The sequence below is a fragment of the Streptomyces sp. NRRL B-1140 genome (assembly GCF_001280065.1).
Classification (GTDB): Bacteria; Actinomycetota; Actinomycetes; order Streptomycetales; family Streptomycetaceae; genus Streptomyces.
Window position 1 is genome coordinate 60,557 of the sequence record NZ_LGEA01000047.1, and the last position, 12,192, is coordinate 72,748.

The window sequence follows — 12,192 nt, forward strand, 5'->3', positions numbered from 1 at the left end:
GGAGCCGACGTACTTCGCTCAGTCGTTGGCCGCCCCGTACAGCAGGCCTCCCTCTCGCGGAAGCAGGTACCCGATCGAGCGCTCCTCCGGCAGCCTGCCCGCCAGCGTTGCCGCGTCGGTGCAGCCGGAGACCTCCCAGCCGATCACGCCGAGACTGAAGCGAACCCGTCCGAAGACGGCGGTCCCGATGGCCGCGAGCCAGGCGTCCATGACGGCGGACCTGAAGAACGGCCGGCCGTCCCAGTGGGCGATCCCCGCGTTGTCCAGTGCTCCGTCGGGGATGTAGAAGTCCAGCCAGTCGCTGCTGTCGTCACCTCCGCGGATCGCCACGCAACCGCACACCGCCGGTTGGCCGGTGGGCAGGCGGACCCGACCGTGGAGATGGCCGTACTCGGTGAGGGAGGCGACCGTGCACGGCACCGGCTCCTGCTCCTCGGGCTCACGATCGTGGAAAGCCCAGCAGCCCTGCACATCCGCCGCGGACCACACAGCGCTCAAAAGCGCCTGTATGTCGGCGTCGGCAGTCGATCCGACCTCGATGGCCAGCTCGTAATAACCGCCGGACCAGTTCGACCGGTCGCGGAACGCAGCAGGATTCGACATGCTCCGATCATGCAACACGCTCAGCAGGAGCTCCGCCACACCCCGAGTTCCGGCTTCTTCCGCATCGACGACAACCCCAGTCTGCGGGACTCGGCACAAAAAGCGCTCCGCGGCTCCGCGTACTCCACATGGAACACCGCCTTGCCCGCCGCGATGAACGGGGCGAGTTCCCCGCATTCGTCGTACTGCGCGCACTCCTCGTTGACCGCGAAGTCGAAATCCCCGAGCAGCTGCGGAATCTGCGGCAGGTCGTTCTTCAGCCCCACCGACAGCCCCCGCTCATGGGCGAGGGCCGCGATCATCCTGTTGTACCGGAGCTGGTCGCGTGCGGTCAGCGGAAATCCGGTGTCATTGCCGTAGCCCTCCACCAGATCGGGTTCCACCGCGTCGAAGCCCTTGTCGCGGCACATGTCGAAGCGCCGTTCCATGATCGGCCGCAGCACGGTCAGCCGTCGGATGTCCAGCCACCGCTCGCCGGACCACCCGTTGGGCTTGCCCAGCACCGAGCGCGGGAAGGCGTCCCGATCCGGCCGGAAGTCCTCCCACGCGCCGACGTTGACGTAACAGATGACCTTCCTTCCCGCGCGGTGCAGCCGTGCCACGTCCGCCGCGGAATTCTCGAAACCGTCGATGTCGTAGACCGGCACGTCGGCCGACGCGTCCACCTTGCCGTCGAGCTGCCACTGCCAGGCGAGTCCCGGGCGGGGCTTCCACACGGCCCGAGTGGGTGACTTGGTGCCGTGCCCGTCGACGGGCCGCCCGGCGCTGCCCGAACAGCCGGTCAGCGCCACGGCCGTCACGGCGGTCAGCAGAGCCGCACACCACACCGCCGCCCTGCTCATCGCCCCGCCTCGGTGAGCGCGGGTGTCAACCGGTCCCAGGGGTTGGGCGGTTCGCCGGTCACCGGACCGCAGATGCCCGCTCCGCGCTCGTGCGCGGTGCGCACGGCCAGGGGAACGAGGGCCTCGGGCACGCCGTACACGAGGTGGCACAGCCGCTCGGGCGGTTGCCGTGCGGTCCACGCCGGCCTGCTGAAGGCCGAGACATACGTCGACCAGTGGCCCTCGAAGGTGACGGTCAGGTCGGCGAGGCGGGCGTACCCCGGCGCCGGATGGACCCCGGGGTTGAGGACGACCGTCCCCGCGCCCAGCCTGCGCACCGTCCGCACCAGCCTGCGACAGGCCGGCAGTCCGTCCGCGGTCGCCGTCACCCGGTCCAGGAAACAGCCGTCCGCCGCGTACCACTCCCGGTGCCGGCGCACGTCCTCCGCGACGTCCGCGGACTCGCGCACCCCGTAGTCGGTGTCGACGTAGCCGAGCAGCCGCGCCCCCGCGGCCCGCAGCGCGTCCGCCGCCGCGATGAACGCCGGGTCGGGCTCCTCGCCCGGCCCGCTCGCCGGATTGAGCACTACACCGTAGGTGCGGGTCGCGCCGGTGATCAGCCGGTGCCAGGCACCGGGGTCCTCGGCCGGATGGACGTACAGCGGGATCAGCAGGCTCACGGTGTGCGGCCGCCTTCCCACAGCGCGGTCAGCGCGTCGTCGAGGGAGTGCGCCGGGCGCCAGCCGAGGGCCTGCTCGGCGGCGGAGACGTCGCTGCACTGCCACGACACCTGCGCCGAGCGCGCCGAGCCCGCTGCGCTCGCCGCGCTTTCCTCGATCCGCCCGCGGAAGCCGGCCAGGCCGGCCAGGCGCCGGACCAGGTCGCGCACCGGGACGGCCTCGCCCCCGCCGATGTTGAGCACGGGCGGCAACGGGCCCGGCGCCGTGGCCGCGAGCACCGCCGCCCGCGCCACGTCACGTACATCGACGAAGTCGCGGTGGGCGGACAGGTCACCGAGCCGCAGTACCGCCTCCGGGCCGGATCCCGCCTCGCGCAGCAGTGCGGCGATCCGGCCGGGCAGCCCGGTGGGCGGAGCTCCGGGCCCCACCGGATTGCCCACCCGCAGCACCACCGCGTCCAGGCCCGAGGCGGTCACCGTGACCGTGCCCGCGAGCTTGGTCGCACCGTAGGGACCGACCGGACGGGTGGGCGCCGACTCCGTCACCGGGACGTCCGGAGTGCCCGGACCGTACTCGGCGGCCGAACCCAGGTGCACCAGGCGGGCCGCGGGCGCCGCCTCGCGCAGGGCGGCGCACAGCACCGCGGGACCGCGGGCGTTGACCTCGGCGAGGGTGACTGCGTCACCGCCGGTCGCGCCCGCGCAGTTGACGACGGTGTCGGGCGCGGCCGACGCGAAGGTCTTCGCCAGCCGTTCCGGACGGACACGGGCCAGATCGACGTCGACGTCGGCGGCCGGCGACCGGCCACCGCCGATCACCAGCGCGCCCGGCAAGGCGCGCAGCCGCTCCACGACATGAGCGCCGAGATAGCCGGTGAAGCCCAGGACGAGAATGCGCATGACGTGCTCAGGCTCCCTTGAGCAGCAGCGACTTGCGGGTGGTGAACTCGGCGTTGGCCCGGTCGTAGTCGTCCGGGCGTCCGATGTCCAGCCAGTATCCGTCGAAGTCGTAGGCGTGCGGCTGGTTGTCGGTCTTGAGCAGGTCGAGCACCAGCTCGTCGAAACCGAGGGGGAGCCCGGGCGTGTAACCCTCCAACGTGCTGCGGGACAGGCCGTAGACGCCCATGGAGACGCGGTAGTCCATGCTCGGCTTCTCGGTGAACGCGACGACCCGGCTGGAGTCGGTGGTGAGTACCCCGAAGTCGATGTGCACCTTGCGAGCGTACGTCGCGATGGTCAGCGGCGCCCCGGACGCCCGGTGCCGGTGCAGGACGTCGGCGTAGTCGAGGTCGGTGAGGACGTCGCCGTTCATCACCAGGAAGGTCTCGGGCAGCCGGTGGCGCAGGTTGAGCAGCGGTCCCATGGTGCCGAGCGGGCTGTCCTCGGTGGCGTAGTCGACGGTCAGGCCCCACTGGGAACCGTCGCCGACGTAGGCGCGGATGATCTCGCCGAGGTGGCCGATGGCGATGGTGCAGCTGGTGAAGCCGGCCGAGGACAGCTGGCGCAGCACGATCTCCAGGATCGCGTGCTGGTCACCGATGGGCACGAGCGGCTTGGGCAGCGCGGTGGTGTACGGCCGCAGCCGGACGCCCTTGCCTCCCGCCAGGATCACTGCGTGCATGGGGCTCCTCCTTCGTGAACGCTTCGTGGACGTGCGCAGACGTGACGGACGAGATCCGCGGTGTGGTGTCAGATGTTGTAGATGCCGGTCTTGTACCGGGCGAGGTTGGCCGGGTCGCGGAAGAACTCCACGGTGGACGCGAGGCCTTCCTCCAGGGTGTGCCCGGGCTGCCAGCCGGTGGCCGCGCCGAGCCGGCTCGCGTCCGCGACCAGCCGCATCACCTCGGAGTTGGCCGGGCGGATGCGGGCGGTGTCCTCGCGGACGTCGAGGGCGGTGTCCATCACCTTGCCGATCAGCGCGACCAGGTCGCCGACCGAGATCTCCCCGCCGGTCCCGGCGTTGAAGGTACGGCCCACCACCCGCTCGGCCGGTGCGGTCCCGACGGCCAGGAAGGCCTGCGCGGTGTCCTTGACGAAGGTGAAGTCCCGGGTGGGGCGCAGATCGCCCAGGGTGATCGTGCGTTCTCCGGCCGCGACCTGCCCGATGACGGTGGGGATGACCGCGCGCATCGACTGGCGCGGCCCGAAGGTGTTGAAGGGCCGCAGCGTGACGACCGGGGTGTCGAAACTGGCGTGGTAGCTGTCGGCCAGCCGGTCCCCGCCCGCCTTCGAAGCGGCGTACGGGGACTGGGTGTTGATGGGATGGTCCTCCGTGATGGGCACGGTCTGGGCGGTGCCGTACGTCTCGCTGGTGGAGGTGTGCACCAGCCGGGGCGTGCCGAGGGCGCGCACGGCTTCCAGCACGTTGAGGGTGCCGGTGACGTTGGTGTCCACGTAGCTGTGGGGGGCCCGGTAGGAGTACGGGATCGCGATCAGGGCGGCCAGATGGTAGGCGGTCTCGGCGCCCTCGAGGAGGCCGCGGACGGAGCCGGGGTCCCGGACGTCCCCGAGGACGATCTCCACCTGGTCCAGGACGTCCGGGTGCAGGGTCTCCAGCCAGCCGTAGGAGGAGAAGGAGTTGTACTGGGCCATGGCCCGGACCCGGTGTCCGGAGGCGACCAGCGCCTCGGTGAGGTGCGAGCCGATGAAGCCCTCGGCTCCGGTGACGGCGGCGAGCGGTGCGGAGGTCAACTGCGGTGTCCCTTCGGATGGGTGGGATGTGAGCGGGAAGTGGGGAACGGGGGCTCAGGCGTGCGGTGCGGGCCGTCCGAGCAGCCACAGTGCGCACGCCGACAGACAGAGAGCGGCGGCGCCGCAGCCGAGCGGCAGCGCCAGGGCGGCGCCCGGTGGCAGATGGAACACGACCACCGCTCCGGCCCCGCCGGCTGCCGTCAGGCAGATCCCGGCCGACGGCCAGGCCGCCCCGAACGCCTGGAGCAGCAGCGCCGTCCACAGGACGGCGGCGAGCAGCAGCAGGGCGACCGGGTCGGCGCCGGTGAGCAGGGCCGCGGGCAGCAGCGGTGCGAGGTAGGCGAGCAGGCAGAGGCCGAGGATGCCGGCCGAGCGCAGCAGGAAGGCGGTGGGCGTGGCGGTGGCGCGCAGCGCGGCGACCGACAGTCCCCGGTAGCGGTACAGCAGCCACTCCGCGGGCCCCATGCTCAGCGTCAGCACGATCACCGCGTACGGCTCCTCCCGCCCCTCCAGCAGCACCAGCACCCCGGCGGCCAGCCCGAACAGGCCGTACGGCAGTGACCACAGCAGTCGCGGCCGGGTCGCGCCGGCGGCCGCCGGGACGGCGAGGGCGCCCCGGAGCACCCAGCCGGTGACGGTGAGGGTGGCGAGCAGCGCCAGCAGGGGAAGCCCGGCCCGGAGCACGGGGCCCGGCTGCCACCACGGCAGGACGGCCGCACCCGCGAGCAGCGGGCTGAGCGCGGCCAGCAGCAGCCGTTCCCGGCCCAGGACCAGCAGGACACCGGCGGCCGCCAGATACGCGGACTGCGCGGCGGCCACCAGGGTCACCGGTCCGCCGTCGGCGGGCAGCGCGGCGACCGCCGTGGCCACCGCCGCTCCCGCGGGCGAGCCCGCGAGGAGGGTACGGCCGGCCTCCCGGCGTCCGGCTGTCATCCGCAGGTGCGCGCGGTGGCCGAGCGCCTGCCCCCACGCCCAGGAGACGAGTCCGGCCACGATGAGAGCGGGGGCGTATCCGCCGGTGTCCCACAAGGGCGCGGCCAGCAGGTAGGCGAGCCCGGGCAGCGCGAACAGCACGCCCCGCAGCAGACAGCGCAGGGTGTCGGGGCGGCGCCAGGGGTCGGCCGCCGGGGCGGGTTCGGGGAAGGAACGCGGCACCCGCTCGTACAGGGCGGAGGCGAGGGAGAACAGGTTCGGATGACCGTAGCGTTCGCTGATCACTGAGGCGGACAGTCCCTCCGCCTCCAGCAGCGCGGCCACCTCATAGGGGTGGACGGCGGGCCCTATGCGGTCGGCGAGTTCGGCGGCGAGCTCACTGACCGCCTGCTCGTCGGGCCCGCTGCGGGGGAGCCGGATGGCGAGCGTGGCGTCGTCCAGGGCCCAGCGTGGCCGACGGCGGGGCGGGCGGGCGCCGGCCAGCCGGATGGCCAGGGTGTCCTGTTCGGAGCCTCCGGGTTCGAGGGATATCGGCCCGCTCACAGGGCGAGGCTTCCGGTGCCGTGGACGACGGGGGCGGAGATCCTGACCGTGGTGGTCATGGCCGTCGACTCCTGTCCGGGGTGGGCCAGCTCCAGATAGACGGACCGAAACGTGTCAATGGTCTGCCGGAGGGTGAACTGCTCGATGACCCGGAGCCGGGCCGCCTCACCCATGGCCCTGCGCCGCCCGGCGTCCCGCAGCAGCTCCAGCGCCGCCGTCGCCATGGCCTGCGGGTCGCGCGGAGGCACCACCAGGCCGGTGTCCCCCACGGCTTCGCGCACCCCGCCCACATCGGTGGAGACGGTCGCCCGGCCGCAGGACATGGCCTCGATCAGGGTGAAGGGAAAGCCTTCGCTGATGCTGGAGAGCATCACGACGTTCCCGGCGGCGTAGGCGTCCTTGATGTCGTCGACGCGCCCTTCGAAGGTGACGGCGTCGGCGTGTCCGAGTTCGGCCGCCAGCGCTTCGCAGCGTTCGCGGTAGGCCTCTCCACCCCGTGGCGTCCCTCCGAACAACCGCAGCCGTGCCTGCGGGAGTTCGGCGCGGACCAGGGCGAAGGCCCGGATGAGGGTCTCGAGGTCCTTGATGGGGTCGACACGGCCAGCCCAGCTCAGGGTGGGGGTGTCCGGCTCGGGCCCGGCCGCCGGGAACGCGGCGGGGTCGACGCCGTTGTAGACCGTGCGAATCGACTCGGGATCGGCGCCGCCCTCCTCCTCCCACAGCCGGTTGTAGCGGTTGCCGGGCGTGATCAGCGCGGCCCGGCGGTAGCTCTCCTGGGCGAGCAGCCGGAAGAATCCGAGGATCACGGCCTTCACCGGCCAGCGGTAGGGCGCGGTGCGGTACCCCAGGTAGCGCTCCCGGAGGTAGACCCCGTGCTCGGTCAGCAGCAGCGGGACGCCGTGGCGTTCGAGGGCGGCGAGTCCGGGCAGGACGGCGACCCCGCCGCTGACCGCGTGCGCGACCCCGGTCTCGGGAGCCGGGGCGGCCAGCGGGCGCAGGGCGTGTTCCAGCAGGGCGGTCGCGGTGAGCGCGTCGTGCAGGCTGGGCTGTGCCTCGCGCACGGCGAGACCGGGGCGGGTCCACAGCGCGGTGAGGATCGAGATCGCCCGGTCGCCGCGCAGGAAGGGGCTCAGCGTCCCGTCCGACGCGGCCCGTGCCAGCGTGTACAGGGCGGGCGCGAAGCCGTCCTCGGCGCGCGGATCGAGCAGCGCGGCCAGGAACCGCTCGTAAGCGGCGGCGAGTCGGTTGCGGAACCTGCCCCGGGGCGGGCGGCCCTCGGGCGGGGCGCCCCACATCGGGACGGACAGCACGCCGGCGACGTGCGGGGGCAGGTCCCACACGACCGGCTCACGTCCGGTGCCCGTGACGGCGATGACGTCGAAGGTGAGGTCGGGCATGCCCTGGACGAGCTGGTCGCACCAGACGCTGACGCCTCCGTGGCTGTGCGGGTAGGTGCCTTCGGTGAGCAGGGTGACGCGCGTTGCTTCGGTACGTCGCGCGCCCTGGGGAACGGGCATCGATGTGCTCCACGGCCGAGGAGTGGGGTGGTTCGGGCCGGCCCCGGCCGCCATGCGGCGGCCAGGACCTACGGTCGGTCTGGGGTGGATGCGCCGTTCAGCCGTCTGCGGTGTGACCCACGGGGTCGGTGACGCCCGCGGGGACACGGGTTCGTGGTGCGGGGCCGGTGGCCGGGGCACGCCCGGCCGCGCTGCCGGTGGCCGCAGCCGTGGCGGACGCCGGCAGGGTGAGGGCGAGCGGCGCACCCCCGGAGGGCGTCCATCCGGACAGGGCCCCGGCGTACGCCTCGCCGAAGGAGGCCCCGGCGAGCGTGGTGCCGGTGGGCAGGGTCGCGGGGACGGCCAGTCCGTTCGGCGCGTCGACGGTCACCGTGGTGCCGATGCGGTAGGCGGTGATCTCCCCGGCCCGGAGCGCGGCCTGCCAGTCGGCCCGGCGCCGGAGCTCGACGCCGATGTCCTTCATCCGCGGGTTCACCACGGGCGTGTTCTCGGCGAACAGTGCCGTGTAGCCGTCCAGGACGCCGTTGAGCACGGGGTAGGCGATGCGGTCCTCGGCCAGGTTCGACTGGTGGATGAAGTGGGGCTTGGGGTCGTTGGCCAGGACGTGCCCGAGGGCGATCCGGGTCTCCAGCGGGACGATGTGGTCGGCGTAACCGGTGGCCGGGTCGAGCGGCGCCGGCAGACAGGTGGTGGTGGCCGGGTTGTCCTCGCAGATGCCGCTGCCGCCCTGGGCGCGGCCGGTGTAGATCCAGTTGTACTCGTCGACCTGCTCGGCCGCCCGGCCGGCGTTGTAGAAGACGTTCATGGGGTAGCGGGGCACGGTCGTGGCCGGACCGACCCGACGCTGGTCGGGCTCACGGGAGTTGTCGGAGCCGAGCCAGGCGATGTCGTTGTCGTCGAGGGCGAGGGCCAGGTTGGGGTTGTCCTGGGGCTGCTGCGGCAGCACCTTCATGCCCGAGTGCTCACCGGTGACCAACTCGTCGTTCACCAGCGGCAGTCCGGCTCTCTCGCCCCAGACCCGGTTGATGGCGATCTCGTCGGAGATGTCGTTGCGGCTCATCCACCGGGTGCTGCCGTCGGCGTTGGTCGCGCACTTCCACGGGACCACGGTGGTGTCCTGCACACAGCCGAGGAAGGGGTGCGAGTAGGTGTGGTTGATCCAGCGGAACTCGCCCCGCCGTGCGATCAGCCGGTCGGCGAGTGGGTCGGCACCGTTGTTGTCCTCGCGGTGGTCGGCGCTGCCGGCGCCGTTGTAGGCGAAGTCGAGGGTGAACTTCTTGTCGTTCTGCCAGCCGATGGCGTGGTCGACGTCGGCGGGCGTCATCCGGATCGGGTCCGGTGTCGCGCCGGGGTCCTCGCAGTCGACGTCGCCGGGGGTGCAGTTGAGCTGGCTGTTCCAGCGGTCGTCGGCGGCGAACACGTCGTCCACGTGGACGGAGAAGTAGTTCCGTGAGGCGCCCAGGTGCACCCCGCCGGTCATCCACTCCACGATGCCGCGGGCCAGCAGCCGGAACTGCTGCTGGTACTGGTTGTAGACGAAGGTGACGACCAGCTCGCGCCGCCCGTCGTGCCGGTACTCGCCCACCAGCGTGCCCTTGGTCGTCCGTCCGGGGATCGTCGCTTCCACGTACGGGGTGAAGTCGGCCCCCGCCACGGGCTTGGACAGGTAGGCGTAACTCTCGCCAATGGCCGGGTCGTTGTCCTCGAAGGGCACGGCCCCGTCGAGGTAGCCGAAGGGGCCGGACCTGCCGGCGGCGGTCACCTCCGCCCGCTTGCCGTCCATGCTGCCGGAGTAGCCCCCCTGGACCGGGTACTGCAGACCGGCTTCGGGGCGCGCGTAGGTGTAGGCGTCGACCTGGGGGACGTTGTACGTCCGCTCGTACGCCGCGAGCGCCGCCATCTCGGCGGATCCGGCCGGGAACGGGTTGTCGTTCGGCAGCACCACGGCCTGGAACCTGGCGCGCGGCCTGCCGTCGACGGTGTCCGCGAGGAAGTCGGCGTCGATCACGGCCCGGCCGGTCTGCGTGAGATCGATCCGGGTGTACGGCGTTCCCGCCGCAGCCAGTTCGGCGGCTATCGCTTCGGTGGACGGGCCGCCGTCGCTCACCACCAGCACCCGCAGGTCGATGCGGGGCGTGGTGTCGGCGTGCGCCGCGCCGGCCGGCAGGCCCAGTACGGCGATGAGTGCACTCACCGTGAGCACGGTGGTGCGAAAGGTCCGCTTCATGCGGTGAGGTCCCCTCCCCGGGCAGGGGTGAGCACGGCTCCTGTGGAGCGGACACCCCCTTGCGTGCCGCCGGCGTCCCCCTCAGAAGCCAGTTCGTCACGCATCCGTTCGCGTCACATAGTGAGGTCTGTGTGGAGATTTCGCGGTCGTGTTGCGGAACATGACGGAAAAGCGCAGGTGTCGAACGGGGTGGTTCCGAAATCGAAACGAGCCGTTCCGTGCTGACGGGTGAGGCCGGACCGGGCGAGCGCTCGGGCCCGGCGTGGCTGGTCCGGGCCCTGTGCGGCGCACCGGCGGGCCCGTGGGGCCCGCCGGTCGGAGTGCCAGTGGTCTAGACCGGTGCCGATGTCTGACAGCGAAACGTTCAGGTCACGGCCGCCGGTTCCCCGAGTGGAGCGTCAGGAGCAGAGCACTCGGGTCACGGGCGTGTAGACCGGTCCGCCGCTGACGTTCGTGGAGTCGCTGAACTCGGCGTAGAAGTACGAATAGAAGCCGATGTTGCCGTTGCAGCCGGAGTCGGCGGCGACATCCAGGGTCAGCGTGACCGTGCGGCTCTGGCCGGGCGGAATGGTGGCGCCGTAGTTGCCGCCGAGGTTGGCAGGGCCGGTGCCGGAGCAGGCGGCGGGGCCGTTCGCGGTGTTCAGGCTGCACCCGGAGAAGCTGTACTTGAGGTCGGGGCGCTGCGTGGTCAACCATGTCGGCTCGATCGTCTGGTACACGAACCAGACGTCCTGGGTGTTGTTGTTGGTGAGGGTCATCGACAGCTTGACCGAGCCGCCGGGCGTGGTGGTGGCGCTGTCGGTGGTGAAGGTCAGCTCCGCCTGCGCTGCCGCCGCGCTCGCACTGGGGGCCAGGCCGAACACGGCGAGGGCGAGGGCGAGGACGGCACCGAGGCCGAGACGTCTCATCAGGGGTGATCGCATGGCCTGGGAGGCTAGGCAGGGCCGGGCGCACCGTCTGCCCCCTCGGGAGGGCGCGGATCACCAGGTGGCCGGAAGTGTTCGTAGCGTGGTTGAGCTGTGAGGGAAAGATGGAGACGTGGGGGAGGTCGCGTCGTCCCAGGCGGTCCGTGCTTGCCGGTTTTGCGATGTGGGCCGGACATCGGGGGCCACTCTCCCGGCGCGAGAAGATGACATTGGCGCATACCGGATCGACGGAACCGCGGTTCCTCCTGGGCCTGCCCTGAGATTTTCGGCCACCTGCCGGTTTCCGGCCTGCTCGCCGCCGGTGAGGCACGACGCTCCGCGGGTCGTGGGCGCGAGATCGTCGTCGACTCCGTCACGAGCCGGCCGTGACAGCTTCGCTCGTCACCTGCCAAAATGGTGACTACATGCGAGTATGGACGAATACGGGCAAGAAAGGTGATGCGCCATGAGTGATGTCGAGGAGAGGGCGCTGCTGGCGGGGGGCTGCTTCTGGGGCATGCAGGAGCTGATCCGGTCGCTTCCCGGAGTGATCCGTACTCGGGTCGGTTACAGCGGCGACGACGACAAGCCCCATGCCACCTACCGTGACCACGGGCGGCACGCGGAGTCGATCGAGATCGTGTTCGATCCGACCGCCACGGACTACCGAGCGATCCTGGAGTACTTCTTCCAGATCCACGACCCCACCACCCGGAACCGGCAGGGCAACGACATCGGTGAGAGTTACCGGTCGGCCATCTTCTACCTCGACGACGAGCAGCAGCGCGTCGCGCTGGACACCATCGCCGATGTCGAGGCGTCCGGCCTGTGGCCGGGCCCGGTGGTGACCGAGGTCGTACCGGCCGGTGCCTTCTGGGAGGCCGAGCCGGAGCACCAGGATTACCTCCAGCGCTACCCGGAGGGGTACACCTGTCACTTCCCGCGCCCGAACTGGCGGCTGCCCAGGCGCGGTTGATTCTCCTCTTCGGCGTGGCCGGGAAGGGCGACGCCCTTCCCGGCCACGCGTCGTCCACGGCGGGCGTATGCGGCTGGAGGGGCATGCGTGAGCTCGCCGCTCGTCACCTGCTCGACTGGTGATGCGCGGGGGAGGGATGCTGTTGCCGACGAGGGACAGCACCGCAGCGGCACGGCACGCTCCCCGAACGCGTCCGCTTCGCCGGCAGGACAGGAAGCATCACCGCTTCAGGCGGTACCGAGCGGCTCGCAGCGTGACAGCCGCTTCGCCGGACACAGGCTCGAACTCCAGCGGCCC

At 71.7% G+C, this 12,192-nt stretch carries 11 protein-coding genes; 1 reads left to right on the plus strand and 10 read right to left on the minus strand.

The genetic code is table 11. The features are described from left to right. Window positions 1-18: 18 nt before the first annotated feature. From ADK65_RS07120 to ADK65_RS07165, 10 genes are all read right to left on the minus strand, one after another. On the minus strand, window positions 19-603 hold the full coding sequence (locus tag ADK65_RS07120; protein WP_234352812.1) for a hypothetical protein: 585 nt from the start codon (window positions 601-603) through the stop codon (window positions 19-21). Window positions 604-623: 20 nt separating this feature from the next. After that, complete coding sequence (locus ADK65_RS07125) at window positions 624-1,445, minus strand: endo alpha-1,4 polygalactosaminidase (protein ID WP_053668948.1); 822 nt, start codon at window positions 1,443-1,445, stop codon at window positions 624-626. After that, a complete protein-coding gene (locus ADK65_RS07130; RefSeq protein WP_053668949.1) occupies window positions 1,442-2,104 on the minus strand; it encodes a spherulation-specific family 4 protein in 663 nt (220 codons plus the stop codon). Before ADK65_RS07130 ends, ADK65_RS07125 begins: the two co-directional genes overlap by 4 nt. Continuing rightward, window positions 2,101-3,003, minus strand: a complete 903-nt coding sequence (locus ADK65_RS07135) for an NAD-dependent epimerase/dehydratase family protein (RefSeq protein WP_053668950.1) — start codon at window positions 3,001-3,003, stop codon at window positions 2,101-2,103. The genes ADK65_RS07130 and ADK65_RS07135 overlap by 4 nt, the downstream gene beginning before the upstream one ends. 7 nt (window positions 3,004-3,010) lie before the next feature. Then, window positions 3,011-3,724: a nucleotidyltransferase family protein gene (locus ADK65_RS07140; protein WP_053668951.1), complete on the minus strand. Its 714-nt coding sequence runs from the start codon at window positions 3,722-3,724 to the stop codon at window positions 3,011-3,013. Window positions 3,725-3,792: 68 nt separating this feature from the next. Next, window positions 3,793-4,794 carry a GDP-mannose 4,6-dehydratase gene (locus ADK65_RS07145; RefSeq protein ID WP_053668952.1) on the minus strand — a complete coding sequence of 334 codons (1,002 nt, stop codon included), beginning with the start codon at window positions 4,792-4,794 and terminating at the stop codon, window positions 3,793-3,795. A gap of 54 nt (window positions 4,795-4,848) precedes the next feature. Next, on the minus strand, window positions 4,849-6,270 hold the full coding sequence (locus ADK65_RS07150) for a hypothetical protein (protein ID WP_053668953.1): 1,422 nt from the start codon (window positions 6,268-6,270) through the stop codon (window positions 4,849-4,851). Further along, complete coding sequence (gene pelF / locus ADK65_RS07155; protein WP_053668954.1) at window positions 6,267-7,787, minus strand: GT4 family glycosyltransferase PelF; 1,521 nt, start codon at window positions 7,785-7,787, stop codon at window positions 6,267-6,269. The genes ADK65_RS07150 and pelF overlap by 4 nt, the downstream gene beginning before the upstream one ends. 97 nt (window positions 7,788-7,884) lie before the next feature. Next, window positions 7,885-10,014 carry a hypothetical protein gene (locus tag ADK65_RS07160; RefSeq protein ID WP_053668955.1) on the minus strand — a complete coding sequence of 710 codons (2,130 nt, stop codon included), beginning with the start codon at window positions 10,012-10,014 and terminating at the stop codon, window positions 7,885-7,887. A gap of 398 nt (window positions 10,015-10,412) precedes the next feature. Beyond that, on the minus strand, window positions 10,413-10,937 hold the full coding sequence (locus ADK65_RS07165; protein WP_053668956.1) for a hypothetical protein: 525 nt from the start codon (window positions 10,935-10,937) through the stop codon (window positions 10,413-10,415). Between the two features lie 448 nt (window positions 10,938-11,385). On the opposite strand from ADK65_RS07165, the gene msrA reads away from it, so the two are divergent. After that, on the plus strand, window positions 11,386-11,895 hold the full coding sequence (gene msrA / locus ADK65_RS07170) for a peptide-methionine (S)-S-oxide reductase MsrA (RefSeq protein WP_053668957.1): 510 nt from the start codon (window positions 11,386-11,388) through the stop codon (window positions 11,893-11,895). The last annotated feature ends 297 nt before the right edge of the window (window positions 11,896-12,192 follow it).